This is a genomic window from Mucilaginibacter sp. Mucisp86 (genome assembly GCF_047324315.1).
GTDB lineage: Bacteria > Bacteroidota > Bacteroidia > Sphingobacteriales > Sphingobacteriaceae > Mucilaginibacter.
In genome coordinates, this window is sequence record NZ_CP168503.1 from 2,524,003 (window position 1) to 2,545,379 (window position 21,377).

Below are 21,377 nucleotides of genomic sequence, written 5' to 3' on the forward strand. Positions count from 1 at the left end.
TGACGGATGTTTATGCACTTTTATAATATTTAATATCTGCATCGCCCCACAAATCTTCCACACCATAAAACTCACGTTTATCGGTCCTGAACACATGGATCACAACATCCACGTAATCAAGCAATATCCACTCGCCATGCTCAATTCCCTCTTTGCGCCAGGGTTCGGCTTGGGTGGCTTTGAAAATTTCATCCTCAATGCTATTTGCTATAGCTTTTACCTGTGTCGACGAATCAGCATGACAGATCACGAAATAATCTGCTACTGAACTGAATATATTACGGAGGTCTAACCTAATAATATCATTGCCTTTTTTTTCCTGGATACCATGTATTGCCAGCTCTGAAATATAGGCAGATTCACTTAACACTTTGCTTTTTACCATCAAAAAGAATTAGTTTTGAACGTTTTTGAGTATAAAATTATTACACTTTGCAAAATAACATATTTTCAGGATTATTTGTTGGTCAAAATTTGGTAACAATTAAACAAGTTGACTCAACAAATAGTTTTCTTAAAAATCTACTGTCAAATTCCAAGCCAGTACCCGAAGGTACGGTCATTATGGCAGAAGAGCAATACGCCGGCCGGGGCCAACAGCAAAACACCTGGCACAGCGAACCCGGAAAAAACCTTACTTTCAGCGTTCTGTTAAAACCGCATTTTTTGCCTGTAAATGCCCAGTTTGATCTTAACCTCGCGGCGAGCTTAGGCGTATATGATGCCCTGCAACCTATTTTAGGTGATCAGCTAAAAATAAAATGGCCTAACGATATTTATTACGGCGACAGAAAACTTGGCGGCATGCTCATTGAAAATACCATACAGAGCGGGCAGCTCAAAGACTCGGTTATTGGCATAGGATTGAACATAAATCAGGAAAACTTTCCGCCTGGTGCCTCAAATGCCACTTCTGTCAAACAAATCTTACAAAAGGATTATGATTTAACAGTGTTATTATCGGAAATTTGCAAGCACCTTGAAGTATACTACCTCAAACTGAAGGCCGGCCAAATTGACTTTGTAAGGAATACTTACTTAAGCCGACTATACTGGTTAAACGAGGTTAAAAGTTTTGAGTCAAATGAAAAGGTTTTTAATGGCATCATAAAAAACGTACTGCCAAACGGCTTGCTGGTTATTGAAGATACCAACGGGCAACAACTGGAGTTTAACCTTAAGGAATTGAAATTTTTAAATAAATAATAAAAAAAGCAAATGAAGAAACTATTGGTATTGGTAACCGCGCTTATCATCAGCGTTGGCGCTTACGCCCAGATCGAATCGCCGGTGAGGTGGTCATACGCGGCAAAAAAGGTAAATGATAAAGAAGCTGTGGTATTTTTAAAAGCAACCATACAAAACGGCTGGCACATTTATTCACAAACCGTAAAAGACGGAGGCCCAATAAAAACTTCATTTGATTTTACCCCATCAAAATTATATGCAGCCGTTGGCAAAACTACCGAGCCTACACCGGTAACCAAATACGAAAAAGCATTCAGCATGAATGTAAGCTATTTTGAAAAGGAAGTTGTTTTCAGCCAAAAAATCAGTTTAAAATCGCCCAAAGCAACAGCAGTTACAGGCAAACTAACCTACATGACCTGTAACGATATGAAATGCCTGCCACCGGAAGATGTTGATTTCACTATCCCTTTAGGTAAATAATTCAGCACACCTTAACAGTAGTCATGAAATTATTCAATAAAGGTGCTTACCTGCGCGCCGGACTTATCACATTAATTACCCTGATTGTCCTTAACATAGCCGGAACAAACCCGGTTTATGCTATACAAAAAAAAGCAGCCGACACTACAGTGTCAACTGCCGATGTTACTTTTACAGATATCCCTACCGCAGCTGACAGCATAGCCATCAGGAAAAAGCAAGCCGATTCGGTAAAAAAGGCAGAAGCGGCCAAGGTTACTAAAACAAGTGCCAGTGCTTCAAAAACAGCAGAAAAGCCAAAATCACTTTGGCAGATCTTTATTGAAGGTTTATTAGGCGGCTTCACCGCGGTAATTTTGCCTTGTATTTATCCATTGCTGCCTTTAACTGTAAGCTTTTTTACCAAAAAAAGTGGCAGCAAAAGCAAGGCTGTTATGCAATCGCTTATCTACGGTGTATCAATCATCGTAATTTATGTTACGTTAGGCTTGTTGATCTCTATCATTTTTGGATCAGATGCGCTTAATGAACTGGCCACAAACGGCATATTTAATATTTTCTTCTTTTTACTGCTCATTGTGTTTGGTATCTCGTTCCTGGGAGCATTTGAAATTGTGCTGCCAAGCAAACTGGCCAATAAGCTTGATGAAAATTCGGATAAAGGCGGCCTGGCAGGTATATTCTTCATGGCAGCAACCCTCGTTGTTGTTTCTTTCTCCTGCACAGGGCCTATTATAGGTACATTGCTGGTTGATGCGGCCTCAAAAGGCGACCGCCTTGGCCCGGCAATGGGCATGTTTGGCTTTTCGCTGGCTTTAGCTTTACCTTTTACCATATTCGCGCTATTTCCTTCGGCACTTAAAACCCTGCCAAAATCAGGCGGATGGCTTAACAGTGTTAAAGTTGTATTGGGTTTCCTGGAGCTTGCATTTGCATTGAAATTTTTATCAAATGTAGATTTGGCTTACCACTGGAACTGGTTTGACCGTGAAATATTTTTATCGCTGTGGATAGCCATTGGTTTGATGATTGGCCTTTACCTGATCGGTAAGATCAAGTTTTCGCACGATAGCGATGTTAAATACTTAACCATCCCACGTACTTTCCTGGCTATAATTGTATTTGCGTTTGTTATTTACATGATTCCTGGTTTATGGGGAGCGCCTTTAAAATCAATTAGCGCGTTTTTACCTCCAGAGGCTACGCAGGATTTTAACCTTTCTAACATTCCGGACGGTTCTGGATCAGCAGCGGCAAGCTCATCGGCAGCTATACCAGCAAGCATCGGTGAACGTAAATATGCTGCCAACTATACCCGTATAAAAACCAAAGGCCTGGATGCATGGTATGATTATGATCAGGCTTTACAGGTTTCAAAGGCTCTTCATAAACCAATACTCATTGACTTTACAGGTTTTAATTGCGTTAACTGCCGTAAAATGGAAGCCAACGTATGGTCGGATCCGCAGGTGTTTAGCCGCATTAAAAATGATTTTGTGCTGCTACAGCTTGTTGTTGACGACAAAGCAGAATTACCTGTAAACGAACAGTTTGTATCAGATTACAGCGGTAAAAAGATCACTACACTTGGCGGCAAATGGAGTAACCTGGAAGCCCAGCGCTTTAACTCAAATTCGCAGCCATTGTATGTAATGCTTGATGGCGATGGCAATTTGCTTAAAGATGCTTCGGGTGCCGAGATACCAACATCGCCTGCAAATTATGACATAGCCAGCTACCTTAAATTTTTGGATAGTGGCTTAGCTGCTTACAAAAAATAGGGATCGGGTTCAAAAAATAAGTGTAAATTCGCGCAAAATTCAAACTCCGTGCTTTATTGGTTAGGTGCGGCGTTTGAATAACGAACAATATTTACAACCCTAATTAGTTATGAATAGGTTAGCCTGTTTATAACCAAAACAAAAAAATGACTCAGATCAAAAATATCGGCGTTTTTACTTCTGGTGGTGATGCACCCGGAATGAACGCTGCCATAAGGGCGGTAGTACGTGCCGCAATGTATTACGGAATTGAAGTCACGGGGATTCGCCGTGGTTACGACGGCATGGGTAAAGGCGAATTTGTTCCCATGAACCGTAAATCCGTTTCAAATATTATACAGCGTGGCGGTACTATACTTAAAACAGCAAGGTGCGATAATTTCAGAACACCCGAAGGCCGTAAAAATGCTTATGAACAACTGGTAAAAAACAAAGTTGATGCATTGGTGGCCATTGGCGGCGACGGTACATTTACCGGAGCTAAGGTTTTTGGCAGCGAATATGACATCCCGGTGGTAGGTTTACCAGGCACAATTGATAACGACCTTGTTGGTACCGATTTTACTATTGGTTATGATACAGCAATTAACACTGTTGTTGACGCTGTAGACAAGATCAGGGATACTGCCGAATCACACGACCGTTTATTCATTGTTGAAGTAATGGGCCGCGACTCGGGCCTGATCGCTTTACGTACCGGTATTGCTACCGGTGCCGAAGCTATCCTGATCCCCGAAAGCAAAACCGGGCTCGAAGGATTGTTTAACCGTCTTGAGTTTGGCCGTAAAGACAAAACATCACGTATTGTCATTGTTGCCGAAGGCGATGATACCGCAGGCGGGGCATTTGAAGTTGGCCGTTTGGTACAGGAAAAATTCCCTAATTATGATACCCGCATCTCCATTTTGGGCCACATCCAACGCGGTGGTGCACCAAGCTGTATGGACAGGGTACTGGCAAGCCGCGTTGGCGCTGCTGCCGTTGAAGCTTTGAGAGATGGGCACCGCAACGAAATGATAGGCCTCATCAACGGCGAAATAGCTTATACGCCTTTTGAGCATGCCATCAAGCATCACCAGGGCATTGATCCTAACATGATTAAGCTGGTTGAAATGCTTTCTATGTAATTTCGGCTAAAACGATAAATGAAAACAGCCCGGACTTCAACATCCGGGCTGTTTTATTTGACAATAGTACTGTCAACAACAAGCCTTATGGCAGTATCAATTTCGGCGCTTACGGTAAACAGGTGCGCTATGATCTCTTTATTTTCGGGGTTATAAAAATCTTCATGGTCCATCAGACCGATAAGCCCAAGCATGCTTGCTACGGGCCGGCGCAGCTCATGCGAGCTTAAAGAAGCTATGTTTCTTAAACGATCGTTCTGGCTAACAAGCTCTTTTTGTATTTTGAGCCGCTCGGTAATATTATGACCAAAACATCCTGCGCCTATTATATCGCCGGCCGCAGTATAAATAGGATTAAAACTAACTTCATAGTACAAACGCTGCCCACTTACAGGGTCTATACTTTCACTGATAATATCATACCGTTCCCCACTTAAAGCGCGGTTGTAATAAACAGTCCAGTCATCAATTATTTGCTTGCTAAATCCTTCATGTTTATAAGAGTATTGCCCCTTGCACGGCTTTACACCTGTTAAGTAAGTCACCTGCTCCACATAGGCCTGGTTCATGTACAAGTAACGTAACTTCTTATCAACCGACCAGATATGGTCATGGGTATTGTTGATCAATGCTTCAAGACTATCCTTCATTTGCAAAACCTCTTCCTGTATTTGCATTTGGGGTGTAATGTCCCGGCCTATGCCCTGTATTTCAACCACCGCACCGCTATCATCGGTCATAGATACAAATTCCCATTCGGTATCATATAAGCTTCCGTCTTTAGCCGGCTTTTTATGAACAAGCCTGATAATCTTACCCGGATTAGTAATACAATTTATAAAAGCCTCTTCGCACAGATATGCATCCTGCGGTATAGTTGTTTTTGAAAAATGATGACCTATGATATCAGCCTCATCATATCCGAAGGCGCTAAAAAAAAGGCGGTTAGCAAAGCTAAATTTGCCATTGATATCTATCCTTACCAGGAAGTTGGTTGACGAATCAATAAGGGAATGAAGGAACTGCTCGCTCAGCCCGGGCTTGATAAAAGGGATCGGGGTGCGAACGCCTTCCAGGGCAGAAGTAATATTACTCAATATAACTTTATGGCCTGTAAGCGCATCGGTAGCAAGTGTCCGTTTTTCGGTTAGCTGCTTTTGGCCGGCCTGCAGGTGATAAGTTATCTGGATCGACTCGTTCATGGCAAGCCTATCGGTAAGCTGCTTTATACCGTCAAATATTTCAGGGTTTACCAGCCCGGTCAAAAAATCAAGATTTTGATGGAGGTGACCGGCACCTACCCCAAAAAGGCCGTAAAAGCTTTCGCTTACAAACAGGTATTTCTGTTCGTCGGTATCAAAAACGATGGTGCAATTTCCGTCTGCAGCCGGGTTGGGGTTAAACATGTAAACAAATCGTGAATACTTAAAGATATAGCTATTTAGATGATAAACAAATAACTACAATAACTTTGCAGCAACTTCTTTCCAGGTATTTACACGCTCATAATCGGTAAGCAGCATATTATGCGGCGAGGTATAAAGTATTTTACGGCCGTTAAATGTGGCGAAATTTTTAATCCGGTCGTCAATCATGATATCTACATCCAAAATCTTGTGCCCGCAAAAGATAATGTTTGTCCAGGAGATGAAAGGAAAATGCTCTTTAAGCCATTCCTGCTTATCTTCCAGCGAATATTTAAATTCCATAGCAGCCGATGCTATATACACATCATATTTTTCATGAAGGGCTTTCACCACTTCCTGCGCATCGGGCATCACGGGGATATCTCTGAAAAAGCCACGTTCGTTGATGTAAACCCTCAGGGTTTCGCTTAGATGCGGTGGCAGGATCTCCCTGAATTCCTTGCCTTCCATATTGCCCAGGCTTATTTCTTCGCCATGCCTTTCTTTATACATAGTGATGAATTTGCCAATGGTATCGGCAATAACTTCATCCATATCAATAGCTATCCGTGTTTTCCTGTTGATGCTCATGGCAGGTAAATTGCAATTTTTTTAAACTACTGCAATGTTAAGTTTTAAAAAACGACAATCGATCAGCAAAAACAGTCATCCACTTAAAAGGTAAATAATTAATTATCAACCATTTTTATTTATGATAAAAATTAATACCTTTGCATCCCCGCAGAAAGAACTCCGGGGATAATGTTGAATACATAAAAATTTACAATGGCAACTAAGATCAGACTACAAAGACACGGTAAAAAAGGTAAACCTTTTTATTACATCGTGGTAGCAGACTCACGCGCTCCACGTGATGGGCGCTTCATTGAGCGTTTAGGTTCATACAACCCAAACACAAACCCAGCAACTATTGACATCAATTTCGACAAAACTTTAGATTGGGTTAACAACGGTGCCCAGCCTACTGATACTTGTCGTGCTATCCTTTCATACAAAGGTGTGCTGTACAAAAAACACTTACAAGGTGGTGTTAAAAAAGGTGCTTTAACCGAAGAGCAACTGGAAACTAAATTTGCTGAATGGCTTGACCAAAAAGAAGGCAAAATCACCGGTAAAAAAACCAGCCTTAATGTTGCTAAAGACGAAGCCCGCAAAGCTGCTTTAGCTGCTGAAGCTAAAAAGAGCGAAGAAAAAGCTGCTGCTATTGCTGCTAAAAACGCTCCTGTTGCCGAAGAAGAAGCTCCTGCAGAAGATGCAGCAACTGAAGAAGCTGAAAGCGCAGAATAATTTATTGATTAAGCGTACAGAACGCAAGAAGTATTATATCTTGAATCCTTACGTTTGATTTCTTAAATCCGGATAATGGCGAGGCAAACAGCTTCGCCATTATTGTTTAACCATATTTTAAATGAAAACTGAAGATCATTTCAGGATTGGCAGCGTACTAAAAACCAAAGGCTTAAAAGGTGAGCTGCAGATATATGTTGATTTTGATGGCATCGAAAACATTAAATTCGATGCTGTATTTATTGATATCGCGGGTAAGCTGATCCCTTACTTCGTATCATCAATAAAATACCTCCAAAAAAACAACGCCTACCTTAACCTGGAAGACGTTGATACCATCGAAAAAGCAGCAGTGCTGGCTAAACGTGATATCTATCTGCCAAACAAGCTAAAACCAAAGAAAAAGAAAAGCGAGTTTACCCTGAACGATGTGGAAGGTTTTATTGCCATAGATGAAACCCACGGCGAACTGGGTGAAATAATAGCCGTACAAGAGTATCCTCAGCAGTTGATAGCTACGGTGCAATACAAAAACAAAGAGGTGCTTTTTCCTTTAAATATTGAAATAATTAAAGGCATCGATGTAGAAGGTGGAGAGATTTATATTGATCTGCCGGAAGGATTGCTGGATATTTATCTGGAAGGTTAGTTGTTTTAGATACAAGAATTTAGAATAAAGAAACAAGATTTTTGAATCCAATGCCCGTGTCCCCACGGGCATTTTTTATTGGATAGATTTCAAAAAAATATTTTGTCAAATATATTTGACATTTGTAAAGTTTATTTTACTTTTGGTAAATCAAACTTTACAATCATGAAACCACGTTTTTTATTTAGTCATAAAAGCCGCCTTGTTGGGTACCTATGCTTGTTGGCCTACATTCCCTTAATGGTTTTAAAAAAGATACTACATAATGGCTATAATAATCAAAGCCCGGCAATGAGGATAGCCGATAATTCGGGTTTGCTAAACAGTGAGCATATTCTTTTAGCGATAGCTTTCATTTTAGTAATATCAGGTTTGCTCTTTATAGCATTTTCAAAAGAAAAAATCGAAGACGAACAAATAAGTCAATTACGATTAGATTCATTACAATGGGCTGTTTATTTCAACTATTTACTTATAATCATTAGTGTGGCTTTTTTAAGCAACATCGATTTTATAAAAGTGGTAATGATTAATATATGGACACCCCTGGTTTTCTTCATTATCCGTTTTAAGTGGGTTATATACCGGCTTAACCGTTCCTTGAAATCAGAAATCATATAAAGAAATGAAATCACGTTTTCTATTCCCGCATTGGTTCAGGTATTTGGGGCTTGCACTGTTCCTGATCCATATCCCCATTGTGCTATTTAAAAAAGAAATGGGCTTTAGCATGCACGACGAACCTGTAAGCGATAATCTGTTTAACAGCCATCACATCTTTTTCATGACCACAACATTGCTGATGGCTATAGGCCTGTTTTTTATCGCCTTCGCCAAAGAGCGCATTGAAGACGAACAGATCTTCAAACTCCGGCTCGACTCGCTGCAGTGGGCTATTTATGTAAATTATATACTTTTGGTGGTGAGTTTAATATTAAGTAAAGACACCGAACATATTTTGTTTTTAAATTTATTGGTGCCGCTTGTGTTTTTCATCGTGCGTTTCAGGTGGAAGATTTTCCAAAACAACCGCCTCATCAATAAGGAAGAGGGGCAGGCATGAAAAATAACATCAGGGTTGAACGCGCTATCAAGAACATTACCCAGGCCGAACTGGCAGAGCTTATCGGGGTATCGCGGCAAACCATCAATACCATCGAAAGTAACAGGTATGTGCCGTCTACCGTGCTGGCTTTAAAAATAGCCCGCGTATTTGGCAAACCTGTTGAAGATGTTTTTTCTTTAGACGACGAGGATTAACCAAACCAATATAGCCATGGCAACAAAACCAACTTTCGCGCCGCAGTTAGCCATTCCGCATGGTGTAACTGATATCAGCTTTTACATTAGAGCCTTGGGTGCGGTCGAGCTAAGGCGCTTTAGTAATGACGATGGCAGCATCCATGTATCGGAACTTTCGATAGATGGTACTATTTTCCACCTGCATGAGGAAACGGAACGAACGGCCGTACTTTGTCCGGATACCGTAAAGGCGACCAGCGTTACCATCGGTCTTTTTGTTGATGATGTGCATGCGGTGATGGAACAGGCAAGGCAAGCCGGCGCCAAAATAGCATCCGAAGTAACAGACTGGGACTATGGCTACCGCCAGGGTGATTTTGTTGATCCTTTCGGGCATAGATGGATGATTGAGAAGGCAATATAGATACAGCACTTTTATAAATATGTCATTGCGAGCGCAGCGTGGCAACCGCACGGAAGCATAGCCGCCCTGTATAGCATGCGATTGCTTCGTCGTACCTCCTCGCAATGACATAATTTTTCAATATTTTTCTTATAGCACAACTTTAACCACTTCACTCCATGGCAAAGCAACCAACCTACGGCAACGGCAAAATATGCTATATCGAGATCCCGGCCAACGACATCAGCGTATCATCAAAGTTTTTTGAAAGTGTTTTCGGCTGGCAAATTCGCACCAATAATGAAGGCTTTGCCTCATTTGATGATGGCGTGGGCGAGGTAAGCGGTATGTGGGTAACCGGTCGCGAGCCTATGGGCAAAGCCGGATTACTGATCTCCATTATGGTTGATGATGCAGCAGCAACGCTTAAACTCATTGAAGCCAGCGGCGGTATCATAACCCAGCCTATAGGTAAAGATTTCCCGGAGATCACGGCACATTTCACCGACCCGGCGGGCAATTTATGGGGGATCTATCAGCATAGAGGATGAACTAAGAATCAAGAAAGCAAGATGCAGGAGTCAAGACGATTTCTGAGAGAGGACATTTTTCAGTAATCTTGCATCCTGATTCTTTTATCCTGAGTCTGAAGAAAGTATGCGTTTCGATATCATCTCTGTTTTGCCCGGTTTGCTTGAAAGTCCTTTTGCACATTCTATTTTACAGCGTGCGCAAAAAAAAGGAATCTCTGAAATTGTTGTCCACAACCTGAGGGATTATGCTACCAACAAGCAAAAAAGCGTAGATGATTACCCTTACGGCGGAGGCAGCGGCATGGTGATGACCATTCCACCGTTTGCAGCTTGTATCGAAAAACTAAAATCGGAACGTGATTATGATGATATCATTTTCATGTCGCCCGATGGTGAAACGCTGAACCAGCGCATCGCCAACCAGCTTTCTATCAAAAAAAATATCATTATTCTTTGCGGTCATTATAAAGGCATCGATCAGCGCATCAGGGACATTTATGTTACCCGCGAGATCTCGATAGGTGATTATGTACTTTCGGGCGGAGAACTACCTGCAGCCGTACTGGTCGACGCTGTAGTAAGGCTCATCCCCGGTGTATTGAGCGATGAAACATCGGCCCTGTCTGATTCTTTCCAGGACGATCTGCTGGATGCCCCGGTTTATACCCGTCCAGCCGACTGGAACGGCCACAAAGTCCCCGACATCCTTTTAGGAGGTAATACTCCAGAAATTGAAAAATGGCGCCACGAACAGGCATTGGAGCGCACAAAGACACGCAGGCCTGATCTTTTGGATAGGGGTGAGATTTAAATGTAGAGACGCATCACATGCGTCTGCCTGCTTGATTAGCGAAGACGCATGTGATGCGTCTCTACAAACCCTCAACCAATTTCCTTAAATTAGATTGCAACCAATTAATGCATACTGCATTATAGTAGCGTTGCAGCTATGAACCCTAACCACACCGAAGCCCAGCTTATTGAACAATGCCGAACCAACCCGGCTGCCTTTGGGCAGGTGTTTGACCGTTGGTATAAACCTGTGTTTGCTTATATCATACGCCGCTGCGGGGATTATGATCTGGCCAGGGATATAGCCGCCGAAACTTTTCTGAAAGCTTTTTTGAGGATAGGCTCGTTTAAATGGAAGGGTATAAGTATTTCATCGTGGCTTTACCGTATTGCTACTAACGAGCTTAACCAATATTACCGCAGCAACAAGTATAAACCCGAATCGTTACAGCAACTGCTGGAAAACCCGCAGATGGAAAAACTGCTGCATGACCACGCCGGCAATGAGCGCGAAATGATGGAGCGGGAACTAAAAGCCTATGACGATTATAATCGCATCCGCCAAAACCTGCTTAAACTGGATATCAAATACCAGGAGGTAATTTCATTACGCTACTTTGAACAAAAAACCAATACCGAGATCAGCGAGATCCTTGATAAAAATGAAGGCACCATAAAATCATTGCTTTCGCGCGGATTAGAGAAATTAAGAAACATGCTTTAAGCAGTGCAACCAAAATCAATTAATGCATTATAAGGGTAATTAACATGAAAGATCAGGACGAATTTTTAAAGCAAATGGAAAATCTAAAAGTACCCGATGTAAACCCATCCCAACATCAGGATGTGGTAAAAATGGCTATTATGAACGCCGGTCGTTCGGCCGCCCTGGGGCTATGGCTGGTGATAGTGCCATGCTATTTCCTGCTATGTGTATTTATGTATTATCATTTCCACGTTAATGCAAACTGGTTCAGTGCCATGTTCGGTACAATAGTGCGGTTAGAAAAAATGCCATACATTGATTATATCGGCCCACTGGTATTGTTTATCCTACCCATCGTTTGCATAATTATCAATCTGCTTTCCATTATCCATGTACAGGTTAGGCAAATTGATCCCGAAAGGCGCAAAGTAAAAGAGCTCAATATCAGTATCCGGTTAAAACTATGGAACATTTTATTGATCCTTATCAGCCTTGCCATTGTGCTTGTGTTCATCAATTTCGCCATGACAGAAAACATATCCATCAAAAACTAATCATCATGAAACTAAACTGGTTTACCCGCAAAGGGATCATTTACCTGCCTGCATCCATCATTGGTTGGATCATATTGACCATTGCACTTGGCTATGCCGTTTTTACATTTATTGATATCGATAAACGCTCCCATTCGGTAAGCGATACGCTCATCAATTTTGTATTTAACCTGCTTTTGATTGGATTGGTGTATACCTTAATTGCTTATTTCACGGAGAAAAAGCCGGAGCCTGTGAGCATTGAAAAATGAGGAGCAACCTCAATCTTAGGCAAGACTTACGAGGTTTTAAAAACTTCGTAAGTCTATTAATAGTCTGCATAAACCACAACCTGTTGTTAATAAAAAAACTAAATGTGGAAATTTTTAAATTTGACTTTCATTTATTGAAAATAATCCCTATACTTGCAATCCGATTTTTACGGGCTAAAAATCGCATTAAGAGCTTAAAATCATGGATTTAGTAAAATTTGTTGAAGAGCAATCAGTAGAAAAAAAGCAGCTTCCATCCTTCAAAGCTGGTGATACTGTAAGTGTTCACTATAAAATCAGAGAAGGAAATAAAGAACGCGTTCAGGTTTACCAGGGTGTGGTAATTCAGCGTAACAGCGTTGGTGTTAGCGAAACTTTTACTGTGCGTAAAGTATCAAATGGCATTGGCGTTGAGCGTATCTTCCCTGTTAACTCTCCAAACATCGACAAGATCGAAGTTAACAGTGTTGGTAAAGTTCGTCGTTCAAAACTATACTACCTGCGCGCCCTTACTGGTAAAGCAGCTCGTATCAAATCAAAACGCGTTTAATTTACCCAACCGCTTAGCGGTATATAAAAAATTAAAAGGCCTTTCTGAAAGAAATTTCGGTAAGGCCTTTTGCTATATGATGGTTTTTAAGCCGATATCATAGTAATTGATTGATTTTTAGACAAAAACCTTTAGTTACAAAAGCCCAGACTTACGAAGTTTTGAAATTTCGTAAGTCTTTAAGTCAAAACTGCCGCCGGTTTATAACACTCTTAGCGCAAGTCTTGAGCGGAGGGATGTGCGATTGGCGACTTGTGCTTTCCGAGTCTTGACAGGCAAGCCCAAGTTCCCCCCTCAGCTATCCCGCCCACAAAACTTGAGCTAAGGAAAAATAGGTTATTTAAAGCCGAAAGCTTCAACAATGCAGGATCACGGGTTACGCTATCGCCGAACCTGCGACAGAGGGTGCTATCCAGGCACAAAAAAAGCAGATGAATTCCCCATCTGCTTTTTCTTAATCAAAACGAACGTTAATTATTCGCTATCTGCTTCTTTAGCTGCGTCCTCGTCAACTTTTTTAGCTTTTGATGCAGATACCTTTTTAGCAGGTTTCTCTTCAGCACCCTCTTCTAAAGCCGGGTTTTCAACCTCTTCGGGCCTGTCAACAACAAGCGATGGAGCAGGTGTAATGCTATTCATTGTTGGTGTTTCTTCTACCAAAACGGAAGGTTCAACAGGGGCCGCAGGTGGCTCCGGAACAACAATTGCATCAGGTTTTGAAGCTTCTTTTAAAGGCTCAGCGTCAACCAGCTCAGCTAAAACGGTGCGACCGCCTTTTACCACATCGCCAATATTTACGAGGATCTTGGTACCCAAGGGCAGGAAAACATCCACCCTCGATCCAAACTTAATAAAGCCAAACTGCTGGCCCTGATCAACAATATCACCCTCTTTTACATACCATACAATACGGCGGGCCAATGCACCGGCTATCTGCCTGAACAATACCGTTACACCTTTGCTATTTTCAATAGCGATGGTAGTGCGCTCATTCTCTGTCGATGATTTAGGGTGCCAGGCCACCAGGTATTTACCTTTGTGATATTTAAAATAGCTAACCACGCCCGCAATTGGGTTGCGGTTTACGTGCACATTAACCGGCGACATGAAAACCGACAGCTGAATGCGTTTATCTTTTAAAAACTCTGTTTCTTCAGTTTCTTCAATCACTACAACCTTGCCATCAGCTGGGCACAGGATGGTATTTTCGGCGGTTTCAATATCGAAGAACGGACTGCGAAAAAATTGCAGGATGATCAAAAATAAAGCACCCGAAAAAATATAAACTATCCATTTTAGGGTATGCGCAGTTGGCATGTAAAACTGGATCAGCGCATTTAAAACAAAAATGAACAGGATAGTAATAGCGAGTGAGGTATAGCCTTCTTTATGTATGGTCATTATTTATAGGTTTTAATACAAAACTACTAATTTGAAATTAAGTACAGGTATGCATATACAATTGGCGCGGCCATCAGCAAGCCGTCAAACCTATCGAGCAGGCCGCCGTGACCCGGTAATATGCCTCCTGAGTCTTTTACGTTCAGGCTGCGCTTGAACATGGATTCGACCAGATCGCCCATGGTGCCAAAGTTTGAAATGATAAGCGACATGATGATCCAATCGAAACAGTTATACTCTGTATAAAAGCGGCTCAAAATATATGCCGCAAAAGCGCAGATGAGGATGCCTCCGATAAAGCCTTCCCATGATTTTTTGGGCGAATGCCTTTCGAACAGTTTATTACGGCCAAACTTGCTGCCCACCAGGTAAGCCCCGGTATCGTTGCTCCACAGCATAATCAAAAAGCCAAGCGGTACATGAAAGTTAAAAACGCCATCTCCCCGGGTAAAAGCCATAGCATGAAAAAACATGAATGGCACAACAGCCATCAATAGACCTAAATAGGTAAAACCGATATTGGTAAAAGGAGCGGCAGACTTTTTATACAACTCGCCTATCGGGATAAAGCTAAGCAGTATGGGCAGCAGTATAATGTATTTATATGCCGGAAAATAGCAGTTGGCCGCGAAAAAGAAAAACATAATTACGCAGGCAAGCGCCCCGGTAAAACGCTCGGGCTGCATACCACCTTGCCTAACCAGTTTGTAAAACTCAAGCAGGCAAAACAAGCTCAATAACAGGTAAAAAACACTAAATACATATGGACCTAACAAATTAGACCCAATCATTACGATAATAAAAAATAAGCCAGTGATGGCGCGTTGTTTCATATGTTAATTTGATTGAGGATCATGATCTCAATAGCCTTGCTAAAATCCTCCTGGTGAATATAAACCTCTACTTCGCCAAAGTTGCGGTGCGATGAATCCTGTTTATTCAGCAAAACGGTATCAATATGATTCCCGGTAAGCATTTGCTTAACAATTTCTGATTGGTAAAAATTAGTTGAAGTAAAAATTTTGACCCAGTTTTTTTCCATTTAACTCAACAGCGGGCTTTTTCCTTTAGCAGTATTTCTGTACATAAAAAGCAAAATTAAAATAATTATCAGGCTTAAAGCATAGCTCTGGTAATTAAATACGTGCTGATCATTAGGATCAAGGGTGATGCGCTTCTGCGAATACAGGTACAGGATCACAACCTGGGTGGCATTATTTAAAAAATGCGCCCAAACGCTTGTCCAGATACTGCCGCTCCACATTACAAAATAGCCAAAAAATACGCCCAATGCCACACGCGGCAAAAAGGTAAAAAACTCCATATGGAAAGCACTGAACAATATAGCGGTGATCCAAATAGCGGCGTGCGGATTTCCTGTCCACCTAATCATGATAGTTTGCAGGCATCCCCTGAATAAAAATTCTTCGGCAATAGCAGTTAATAAGCCAACAACCAAAACAGCAAAAAGCATGTCCGATATTGTTTTCATCTGCAGCATGGCTTCCGTGGCCTTTTGGGCTTGTGCCTCCATGGCACGTAATGCATCTTCCAGGCTTTTTAAGGGGGCCGGCAAAACCAGCTTCTGGTTAACATTTACCAGCACTTCCATAACCGGTGATGAACAGATCATGATAGATAGAATCAGCAATAACAGCACCGGTGGAAATTTGGGAGTAACCTTCAAATAATCTACAGGCTCCTTTACTATAAAGCGCGCGAAAATTACAGGGGCAAGATATAACGGCAAGGTGGTGCTAATGATCTGCAATGTCCATAAAGCGGCACCAACCTGCGGATTTCGTGTGTTAAAAGTAAACGTATCGGTAAGCGTTTGTGACCCAAATATCAGCCCGATAATTCCGGCAGCTATTAAACTGCACACAATCAGCATCCCTATAGTTAGTGCTATTAATATAATAAACTGTAAAAACGGTGTTATTTGACTTCCCTGTGGCTGAGGTACTTGAGATGGGGCTTTTATCATTCGATGTAAAATTCGTATTTTTGCAGGCTAAAGATAAGGATGTCTGTACAAATAGGAAATATTGATTTAGGTGAGTTCCCGCTGTTGCTGGCGCCGATGGAGGATGTGAGCGATCCACCCTTTCGTTATGTATGCAAGCAAAACGGCGCGGATATGATGTATACAGAGTTCATCTCAAGCGAGGGGCTGATCCGCGACGCGGCAAAAAGCAGGCAGAAGCTTGATATTTTTGAATACGAGCGGCCTATCGGCATCCAGATCTTCGGCAGTGACATCGATCACATGCGCGAAGCTACCGAAATAGCTACGCTGGCAGGCCCTGACCTGATGGATATCAACTATGGCTGCCCGGTAAAACAGGTGGCCTGCCGTGGTGCCGGTGCAAGCTTGTTGCAGGATATCGATAAAATGGTAGCGATGACCAAGGCGGTTGTTGATGCAACACATTTACCGGTAACTGTAAAAACCCGCCTTGGCTGGGACGATAACACCAAAAATGTTTACGAAGTTGCCGAACGCCTGCAGGACGTTGGTATCAAGGCGCTTACCATACATGGCCGTACCCGCGCACAGATGTATAAAGGCGTGGCCGACTGGGCATTGATCCGCGATATCAAGAAAAATCCGCGTATAAAAATCCCCATTTTCGGGAATGGAGACATCGATTCGCCAGAGAAGGCGGCCGCATGGCGCATGGAATATGAGGTTGATGGCATGATGATCGGTCGTGCAGCTATTGGTTACCCCTGGATTTTTCGCGAAATAAAGCACTATTTTAAAACCGGCGAATACCTCGATAAGCCAACAATTGCCGAACGCGTTGCGGCCTGCCGCGCCCATTTATACAAATCAATTGAGTGGAAAGGCCCTAAAACAGGCATTTTCGAAATGCGCAGGCATTACTCTAACTACTTTAAAGGGATAGATCATTTCAAGGAGTTCAGAATGCGTTTTGTTACTGCCCCTGACCTTGAAGCAGTTGACCAGATCCTGGCCGAGATCGAAGAAAAATATGCTGTTGAAATGGCTTAATATTTGCTCCCTTTCTATATATTTGAAATAAACGATACTTGTCACATGGTTACCACTATAACTGAGGGTGTTAAGGTTTCCATCGAAACCATATATCAGCCGGAGTATTCAAACCCGGCAAACGATCATTTTATGTTTGCTTATAAGGTAAGCATCGAAAACATGACCAACTACGCCATCAGGTTGATGAGCCGCCATTGGTACATCTTTGATTCAAACGGCGCAAAACGAGAAGTGGAAGGCGAAGGAGTAGTAGGCTTGCAACCCGTTATTGAACCGGGCCACACGCATGAGTACGTATCGGGCTGCAACCTCAAAACAGATATGGGCAACATGAAGGGCGAATATCATATGATCCGTCTGTTGGATAATGCCAACTTCAATGTACAGATCCCGGAATTTTATTTGATAGCACCGTACAGGTTGAATTAATCGCCCCCCGGCCTCCTAAAGGGGGAGTTAGGAAAGAAATTTATAGAACAAAGCCGAATGACTTTTCATTCGGCTTTTGCTTTTATATTATACATCATTATTCCCCCTTTAGGGGGTTAGGGGGCGTCACCGCCTTTCCCTGTGCGGCCTTTCTTCGCGTGGGGCTGAAGCTTGTCTGCGAGGCGCTCTGTTAAAATGCTGCCCGGAGGGTCTTGCACCACCATTATTTACAGCTGCTATATTTGCCCTCCTGGCAGGAGCGTGGCTGTTAGCAGAATTATCAGCAGATGGAGCTGCATTAGCGTTATGAGCCTGGCCATCCCCGGCATTTGCTCTTGATGATGGTTGCGCCCTGTTTCCTTCCGGTGTAAAACGGTTTCCGTTAACCTTGTTCATGGCTGCGGTAGTAGGGTGTCCGTTATTATTTTTTGCAAACTGACTTTGGTCTTTTACCGCAACCTGCCGGTGGGTAATTTGATCAGCGGTAGGCTGTATGTGATTTTCCTTTTCGGCAGCCCGCTCCTGTGGCTGCGGTTTTGCGGTTACACCACCCGGCCCGTTGAAACTGTTATTATTAACAGTAACGTTGTTGTTGATAACAGTTTTATTGACATAGGTATTATGCACAACCGCGTTATTAACGTTTACAACGGCCGTGTTATACTGAAATGAATTACCGGCCCAGCGACCGCCCACATAGCCGGTTCCAACGTAACCGTAGCCGTAGTTTACACCGCCATAAAACCCAATATGATGCCCCCAATATCCTTCATGATAAACATAAACGGCGCCGTCATAACCCCAGTAGCCTGGCGTCCACAAATAACCAGCTGCCGGCGGGCTTACCCATACGCCCGGCACCCAATAATATCCGCCATCCTGATCGTATGCCCAATAACCCGGCGTCCATAAATATCCGTCGACAGGACAGGGTGGCTGTGTATAAGTTGGCAATACAGGCGGTGCTATATTCACAGAGATCCCCACACTAATTTGTGCATAAGTTTTAACTGATGCTACCGACACTATCAAAAGCACCATCAATACGCTTGTTATCTTTTTCATAATCAATGATTTTAACCAAACCTACCTGCATAACATGAACATTACATTAAGTTTTGGCCGGTTAAATGAACGGATCATGAAGTTCGCCCCCTGCCCCCCTAAAGGGGGAGAATAAGCCTCATTTTAAAAACATAAAGGCCTGTTTCCGGATGGAACAGGCCTTTATAATTACAACAATCATTCCCCCTTCAGGGGGTTAGGGGGTTAATTCCTCTTGTTATTAAACAAAAACGAAGCATAATAAACCAATGTAGCTAAAGCACTCAGCGCGGCAACCACATAGGTCATGGCGGCCCACCAAAGGGCATCTTTAGCCATTTCATGTTCCTGCCCGGTTTGCACCACAGCGTAATTGTTATCCAGCCAGGCTAATGCGCGGCGACTGGCATCAAACTCAACCGGCAGGGTTATAAAGCTAAAAAATGTAACCAGCGCTAAAGCTGCCACACCAACCGCTAAAACATAAGGACTGCCTGAAAAGAACAGCAGCATAATGCCGATAAACAAAGTCCATTGGGTAATGGTTGATGCCACGTTAATAGCGGGCACCATTGCCGAGCGGAAACTTAACCAGCCATAAGCTTCGGCATGCTGCACAGCGTGGCCGCATTCGTGCGCGGCAACTGCGGCGGCAGCAATGCTCCGACTGTAAAACACATCGGTGCTCAGGTTAACTGTTTTTGTTTCGGGATTATAATGGTCGGTAAGCTGTCCTTCAACGCAAATTACCTGTACATCAAATATACCATGGGCGCGCAGCATTTTCACGGCTACTTCCTGGCCCGATAAGCCAGACATTAAGCCAATTTCAGAATACTGCTTAAATTTACTCCTGAACCGCCATTGTACAATAAAGCTTACCAGGGCAACAATAATCATCAGGAACCAGGCCGAGTTTGGCGCTATGTATCCCATAATTAGTGAAATGTGATTCATATGATTGTTAAAAATATTTTTTAAATTAAGTAGTTTAAAACACTGTAAACGTTACAGTACCTGTTCAAAAATTATTCCGCTTTATTTAAACAATTCCCTTTTTGCAACCCGATTATTTACTTTTGACAGTAATGGAGCCATCATTTTCATATTGGGAACGCACGGCATTTACTGATAATGCCGATGTTATTATCATAGGCAGCGGTATTGTGGGTTTAAGTGCAGCGCTTCACTTAAAAAAACGGCAGCCAACATTAAAAGTTTTGGTGCTGGAGCGGGGGTTTTTACCATCGGGCGCCAGTACTAAAAACGCTGGTTTCGCGTGTTTTGGTACAGTTTCGGAGCAAATTGAGGTAATAAATCACTCGTCCGAAACTGAAGCCATGCGTTTAGTGGCTTATAAGTGGAAAGGCCTGCAACGTCTGAGGGAAAACTTAGGGGATAATAACATAGATTATCATCAACACGGCGGTCACGAACTGTTTATGGACCATGAGGAAAGCCACGCACACGATTGTATTGATCAGATAGATCATCTAAATAAATTATTACAACAAGCTATAGGCGAACCTGACATTTATTCAGTAGCTGATGAAAAAATTGCAGCATTTGGCTTCAATAAAGTGAAGCATATCATATACAATCCGTTCGAAGGGCAAATCCACACCGGTAAAATGATGCGTGCGTTATTATATAAAGTATATGAACTGGGTGTATTGGTGCTTAACAATTGCAGCATTTCGGCTATTGAGCAGGAAGATAACGCTATCAGGTTAAACACATCGCAAGGAGTGTTTAAAGCCGGCAAAGTGGTTTTAGCTACCAATGCATTTGCAAGCCAGCTATATCCCGAGCTGGATGTAGTACCCGGCCGCGGACAGGTAATGGTGACCAAACCTGTTGCCGGGTTGAAGTTGAAGGGCACTTACCATTTTAATCAGGGGTATTACTATTTCCGCAATATTGATAACCGGGTATTGTTTGGCGGCGGCCGCAACCTCAATTACAAAGCCGAAGAAACCTGGGATTTCGGACATACCGACGAGGTTAAAGAGCAATTGATGACTTATTTGAATGAAGTTATCCTTCCCGGACAAAATGTAGAGATTGATTACTGGTGGAGCGGCATCATGGGTTTTGGACAGGAGATCAGCCCGATAGTGAAACAGGTACAGCCCGGCATTTTCTGTGCCGTTAGGTGCAATGGCATGGGCGTGGCTATGGGGAGTTTGGTGGGAGAGGAAGTGGCGGAGTTGATGTTGGGTTCATAAAACTCCACTTTTAGTAGAAAAGCACAAGTCAGCCGTACACATGCCTCCGCACAAGACTTGCGCCAGTAGCTGTAAACGCATAACAGGATTTATCATTTAACCTGTAAACTTTTTTTAGGACAAGACATTTTTGCGACAGTGCGCGGGGCCGCGTTAGGGATTGAAGTGTAAAGCCCACAGCGTGAGTAGGGATTGCGGGCAGGAAAGGCGAGGACTTGCAACGGAAAGCCCGGCCCGTTAGCTAACGGGAACGCCCATATTATAAAACCGATCGAAAAAC

27 protein-coding genes and 1 pseudogene are annotated in these 21,377 nt (G+C 42.7%); 19 read left to right on the forward strand and 9 right to left on the reverse strand.

The genetic code is table 11. The annotated features are described in order from the left end of the window. Positions 1–10 precede the first annotated feature (10 nt). Complete coding sequence (gene rsfS, locus ACEN9X_RS10610; RefSeq protein ID WP_413670345.1) at positions 11–385, reverse strand: ribosome silencing factor; 375 nt, start codon at positions 383–385, stop codon at positions 11–13. An 89-nt stretch (positions 386–474) separates the two neighbouring features. Between rsfS and ACEN9X_RS10615 the strand changes: the two genes are divergently transcribed. From ACEN9X_RS10615 to pfkA, 4 genes are all read left to right on the forward strand, one after another. Then, entirely contained in the window at positions 475–1,206 is a 732-nt protein-coding gene (locus tag ACEN9X_RS10615) for a biotin--[acetyl-CoA-carboxylase] ligase (RefSeq protein WP_413671129.1), read from the forward strand. Positions 1,207–1,218: 12 nt separating this feature from the next. Then, positions 1,219–1,671 (forward strand): protein-disulfide reductase DsbD domain-containing protein, encoded by a 453-nt coding sequence (locus ACEN9X_RS10620; protein ID WP_413670346.1) that lies wholly within the window; start codon positions 1,219–1,221, stop codon positions 1,669–1,671. Positions 1,672–1,694: 23 nt separating this feature from the next. Next, positions 1,695–3,452, forward strand: coding sequence for a protein-disulfide reductase DsbD family protein (locus ACEN9X_RS10625; protein WP_413670347.1), 1,758 nt, complete (start codon positions 1,695–1,697; stop codon positions 3,450–3,452). Between the two features lie 146 nt (positions 3,453–3,598). Then, the gene (gene pfkA / locus ACEN9X_RS10630; RefSeq protein WP_413670348.1) at positions 3,599–4,579 is read left to right on the forward strand and encodes a 6-phosphofructokinase; all 981 of its coding nucleotides are present in this window, start codon (positions 3,599–3,601) and stop codon (positions 4,577–4,579) included. 53 nt (positions 4,580–4,632) lie between these two features. Here pfkA and ACEN9X_RS10635 read toward each other — a convergent pair whose 3' ends face one another. Next, complete coding sequence (locus ACEN9X_RS10635) at positions 4,633–5,985, reverse strand: PAS domain S-box protein (protein WP_413670349.1); 1,353 nt, start codon at positions 5,983–5,985, stop codon at positions 4,633–4,635. Positions 5,986–6,039: 54 nt separating this feature from the next. Beyond that, a complete protein-coding gene (locus ACEN9X_RS10640; RefSeq protein WP_413670350.1) occupies positions 6,040–6,576 on the reverse strand; it encodes a 5' nucleotidase, NT5C type in 537 nt (178 codons plus the stop codon). A gap of 195 nt (positions 6,577–6,771) precedes the next feature. On the opposite strand from ACEN9X_RS10640, the gene ACEN9X_RS10645 reads away from it, so the two are divergent. From ACEN9X_RS10645 to rplS, 12 genes are all read left to right on the forward strand, one after another. Continuing rightward, positions 6,772–7,293, forward strand: a complete 522-nt coding sequence (locus tag ACEN9X_RS10645; protein WP_413670351.1) for a 30S ribosomal protein S16 — start codon at positions 6,772–6,774, stop codon at positions 7,291–7,293. A gap of 121 nt (positions 7,294–7,414) precedes the next feature. Next, entirely contained in the window at positions 7,415–7,942 is a 528-nt protein-coding gene (rimM, locus tag ACEN9X_RS10650; protein ID WP_413670352.1) for a ribosome maturation factor RimM, read from the forward strand. Between the two features lie 165 nt (positions 7,943–8,107). Continuing rightward, entirely contained in the window at positions 8,108–8,563 is a 456-nt protein-coding gene (locus ACEN9X_RS10655) for a hypothetical protein (RefSeq protein WP_413670353.1), read from the forward strand. 4 nt (positions 8,564–8,567) lie between these two features. Next, positions 8,568–9,005 carry a hypothetical protein gene (locus ACEN9X_RS10660; RefSeq protein WP_413670354.1) on the forward strand — a complete coding sequence of 146 codons (438 nt, stop codon included), beginning with the start codon at positions 8,568–8,570 and terminating at the stop codon, positions 9,003–9,005. Further along, on the forward strand, positions 9,002–9,202 hold the full coding sequence (locus ACEN9X_RS10665; RefSeq protein ID WP_413670355.1) for a helix-turn-helix transcriptional regulator: 201 nt from the start codon (positions 9,002–9,004) through the stop codon (positions 9,200–9,202). The genes ACEN9X_RS10660 and ACEN9X_RS10665 overlap by 4 nt, the downstream gene beginning before the upstream one ends. A 16-nt stretch (positions 9,203–9,218) precedes the next feature. Next, the gene (locus ACEN9X_RS10670; RefSeq protein ID WP_413670356.1) at positions 9,219–9,608 is read left to right on the forward strand and encodes a VOC family protein; all 390 of its coding nucleotides are present in this window, start codon (positions 9,219–9,221) and stop codon (positions 9,606–9,608) included. Between the two features lie 158 nt (positions 9,609–9,766). Continuing rightward, the gene (locus tag ACEN9X_RS10675; protein ID WP_413670357.1) at positions 9,767–10,138 is read left to right on the forward strand and encodes a VOC family protein; all 372 of its coding nucleotides are present in this window, start codon (positions 9,767–9,769) and stop codon (positions 10,136–10,138) included. 106 nt (positions 10,139–10,244) lie between these two features. After that, entirely contained in the window at positions 10,245–10,931 is a 687-nt protein-coding gene (trmD, locus tag ACEN9X_RS10680; RefSeq protein WP_413670358.1) for a tRNA (guanosine(37)-N1)-methyltransferase TrmD, read from the forward strand. A gap of 138 nt (positions 10,932–11,069) precedes the next feature. Then, positions 11,070–11,636: an RNA polymerase sigma factor gene (locus tag ACEN9X_RS10685; RefSeq protein ID WP_413670359.1), complete on the forward strand. Its 567-nt coding sequence runs from the start codon at positions 11,070–11,072 to the stop codon at positions 11,634–11,636. A 44-nt stretch (positions 11,637–11,680) separates the two neighbouring features. Next, on the forward strand, positions 11,681–12,172 hold the full coding sequence (locus ACEN9X_RS10690; RefSeq protein ID WP_413670360.1) for a hypothetical protein: 492 nt from the start codon (positions 11,681–11,683) through the stop codon (positions 12,170–12,172). Positions 12,173–12,177: 5 nt separating this feature from the next. Then, positions 12,178–12,423 (forward strand): hypothetical protein, encoded by a 246-nt coding sequence (locus ACEN9X_RS10695; RefSeq protein ID WP_413670361.1) that lies wholly within the window; start codon positions 12,178–12,180, stop codon positions 12,421–12,423. A 202-nt stretch (positions 12,424–12,625) separates the two neighbouring features. Next, positions 12,626–12,973, forward strand: a complete 348-nt coding sequence (rplS, locus tag ACEN9X_RS10700) for a 50S ribosomal protein L19 (protein WP_090532282.1) — start codon at positions 12,626–12,628, stop codon at positions 12,971–12,973. 747 nt (positions 12,974–13,720) lie between these two features. Here rplS and ACEN9X_RS10705 read toward each other — a convergent pair. The 4 genes and pseudogenes from ACEN9X_RS10705 to ACEN9X_RS10720 all read right to left on the reverse strand — a co-directional run. Then, positions 13,721–14,374, reverse strand: a pseudogene (locus ACEN9X_RS10705) (phosphatidylserine decarboxylase family protein); the annotation flags it as partial. Between the two features lie 26 nt (positions 14,375–14,400). Beyond that, on the reverse strand, positions 14,401–15,207 hold the full coding sequence (locus tag ACEN9X_RS10710; protein ID WP_413670362.1) for a phosphatidate cytidylyltransferase: 807 nt from the start codon (positions 15,205–15,207) through the stop codon (positions 14,401–14,403). After that, positions 15,204–15,416 (reverse strand): hypothetical protein, encoded by a 213-nt coding sequence (locus ACEN9X_RS10715; protein ID WP_413670363.1) that lies wholly within the window; start codon positions 15,414–15,416, stop codon positions 15,204–15,206. The genes ACEN9X_RS10710 and ACEN9X_RS10715 overlap by 4 nt, the downstream gene beginning before the upstream one ends. Next, the gene (locus ACEN9X_RS10720; RefSeq protein ID WP_413670364.1) at positions 15,417–16,361 is read right to left on the reverse strand and encodes a CPBP family intramembrane glutamic endopeptidase; all 945 of its coding nucleotides are present in this window, start codon (positions 16,359–16,361) and stop codon (positions 15,417–15,419) included. Positions 16,362–16,400: 39 nt separating this feature from the next. Between ACEN9X_RS10720 and dusB the strand changes: the two genes are divergently transcribed. Both dusB and apaG read left to right on the forward strand, forming a co-directional pair. Continuing rightward, entirely contained in the window at positions 16,401–17,393 is a 993-nt protein-coding gene (gene dusB / locus ACEN9X_RS10725; protein ID WP_413670365.1) for a tRNA dihydrouridine synthase DusB, read from the forward strand. A gap of 45 nt (positions 17,394–17,438) precedes the next feature. After that, positions 17,439–17,825: a Co2+/Mg2+ efflux protein ApaG gene (gene apaG / locus ACEN9X_RS10730; protein ID WP_091210014.1), complete on the forward strand. Its 387-nt coding sequence runs from the start codon at positions 17,439–17,441 to the stop codon at positions 17,823–17,825. A gap of 126 nt (positions 17,826–17,951) precedes the next feature. Here the strand turns inward: apaG and ACEN9X_RS10735 are convergent, their stop codons facing one another. Then, positions 17,952–18,890 (reverse strand): YXWGXW repeat-containing protein, encoded by a 939-nt coding sequence (locus ACEN9X_RS10735; protein ID WP_413670366.1) that lies wholly within the window; start codon positions 18,888–18,890, stop codon positions 17,952–17,954. Positions 18,891–19,094: 204 nt separating this feature from the next. Further along, positions 19,095–19,826: a zinc metallopeptidase gene (locus tag ACEN9X_RS10740; RefSeq protein ID WP_413670367.1), complete on the reverse strand. Its 732-nt coding sequence runs from the start codon at positions 19,824–19,826 to the stop codon at positions 19,095–19,097. A gap of 131 nt (positions 19,827–19,957) precedes the next feature. Here ACEN9X_RS10740 and ACEN9X_RS10745 point away from each other — a divergent pair, with 131 nt between their 5' ends. Further along, on the forward strand, positions 19,958–21,097 hold the full coding sequence (locus ACEN9X_RS10745) for an NAD(P)/FAD-dependent oxidoreductase (RefSeq protein ID WP_413670368.1): 1,140 nt from the start codon (positions 19,958–19,960) through the stop codon (positions 21,095–21,097). Positions 21,098–21,377: the final 280 nt, after the last annotated feature.

What these genes read in the sequence shown, in the direction of transcription:
- apaG (WP_091210014.1), top strand. Translation starts at nt 17,439, where the DNA reads ATGGTTACCACTATAACTGAGGGTGTTAAGGTTTCCATCGAAACCATA.
- ACEN9X_RS10715 (WP_413670363.1), bottom strand. Translation starts at nt 15,416, where the DNA reads ATGGAAAAAAACTGGGTCAAAATTTTTACTTCAACTAATTTTTACCAA.
- ACEN9X_RS10620 (WP_413670346.1), top strand. Translation starts at nt 1,219, where the DNA reads ATGAAGAAACTATTGGTATTGGTAACCGCGCTTATCATCAGCGTTGGC.
- ACEN9X_RS10670 (WP_413670356.1), top strand. Translation starts at nt 9,219, where the DNA reads ATGGCAACAAAACCAACTTTCGCGCCGCAGTTAGCCATTCCGCATGGT.
- dusB (WP_413670365.1), top strand. Translation starts at nt 16,401, where the DNA reads ATGTCTGTACAAATAGGAAATATTGATTTAGGTGAGTTCCCGCTGTTG.
- ACEN9X_RS10635 (WP_413670349.1), bottom strand. Translation starts at nt 5,985, where the DNA reads ATGTTTAACCCCAACCCGGCTGCAGACGGAAATTGCACCATCGTTTTT.
- ACEN9X_RS10710 (WP_413670362.1), bottom strand. Translation starts at nt 15,207, where the DNA reads ATGAAACAACGCGCCATCACTGGCTTATTTTTTATTATCGTAATGATT.
- ACEN9X_RS10640 (WP_413670350.1), bottom strand. Translation starts at nt 6,576, where the DNA reads ATGAGCATCAACAGGAAAACACGGATAGCTATTGATATGGATGAAGTT.
- ACEN9X_RS10645 (WP_413670351.1), top strand. Translation starts at nt 6,772, where the DNA reads ATGGCAACTAAGATCAGACTACAAAGACACGGTAAAAAAGGTAAACCT.
- ACEN9X_RS10745 (WP_413670368.1), top strand. Translation starts at nt 19,958, where the DNA reads ATGGAGCCATCATTTTCATATTGGGAACGCACGGCATTTACTGATAAT.
- ACEN9X_RS10625 (WP_413670347.1), top strand. Translation starts at nt 1,695, where the DNA reads ATGAAATTATTCAATAAAGGTGCTTACCTGCGCGCCGGACTTATCACA.
- trmD (WP_413670358.1), top strand. Translation starts at nt 10,245, where the DNA reads ATGCGTTTCGATATCATCTCTGTTTTGCCCGGTTTGCTTGAAAGTCCT.
- pfkA (WP_413670348.1), top strand. Translation starts at nt 3,599, where the DNA reads ATGACTCAGATCAAAAATATCGGCGTTTTTACTTCTGGTGGTGATGCA.
- ACEN9X_RS10665 (WP_413670355.1), top strand. Translation starts at nt 9,002, where the DNA reads ATGAAAAATAACATCAGGGTTGAACGCGCTATCAAGAACATTACCCAG.
- ACEN9X_RS10690 (WP_413670360.1), top strand. Translation starts at nt 11,681, where the DNA reads ATGAAAGATCAGGACGAATTTTTAAAGCAAATGGAAAATCTAAAAGTA.
- ACEN9X_RS10660 (WP_413670354.1), top strand. Translation starts at nt 8,568, where the DNA reads ATGAAATCACGTTTTCTATTCCCGCATTGGTTCAGGTATTTGGGGCTT.
- ACEN9X_RS10685 (WP_413670359.1), top strand. Translation starts at nt 11,070, where the DNA reads ATGAACCCTAACCACACCGAAGCCCAGCTTATTGAACAATGCCGAACC.
- ACEN9X_RS10655 (WP_413670353.1), top strand. Translation starts at nt 8,108, where the DNA reads ATGAAACCACGTTTTTTATTTAGTCATAAAAGCCGCCTTGTTGGGTAC.
- rimM (WP_413670352.1), top strand. Translation starts at nt 7,415, where the DNA reads ATGAAAACTGAAGATCATTTCAGGATTGGCAGCGTACTAAAAACCAAA.
- ACEN9X_RS10735 (WP_413670366.1), bottom strand. Translation starts at nt 18,890, where the DNA reads ATGAAAAAGATAACAAGCGTATTGATGGTGCTTTTGATAGTGTCGGTA.
- ACEN9X_RS10675 (WP_413670357.1), top strand. Translation starts at nt 9,767, where the DNA reads ATGGCAAAGCAACCAACCTACGGCAACGGCAAAATATGCTATATCGAG.
- rsfS (WP_413670345.1), bottom strand. Translation starts at nt 385, where the DNA reads ATGGTAAAAAGCAAAGTGTTAAGTGAATCTGCCTATATTTCAGAGCTG.
- ACEN9X_RS10695 (WP_413670361.1), top strand. Translation starts at nt 12,178, where the DNA reads ATGAAACTAAACTGGTTTACCCGCAAAGGGATCATTTACCTGCCTGCA.
- ACEN9X_RS10720 (WP_413670364.1), bottom strand. Translation starts at nt 16,361, where the DNA reads ATGATAAAAGCCCCATCTCAAGTACCTCAGCCACAGGGAAGTCAAATA.
- ACEN9X_RS10740 (WP_413670367.1), bottom strand. Translation starts at nt 19,826, where the DNA reads ATGAATCACATTTCACTAATTATGGGATACATAGCGCCAAACTCGGCC.
- rplS (WP_090532282.1), top strand. Translation starts at nt 12,626, where the DNA reads ATGGATTTAGTAAAATTTGTTGAAGAGCAATCAGTAGAAAAAAAGCAG.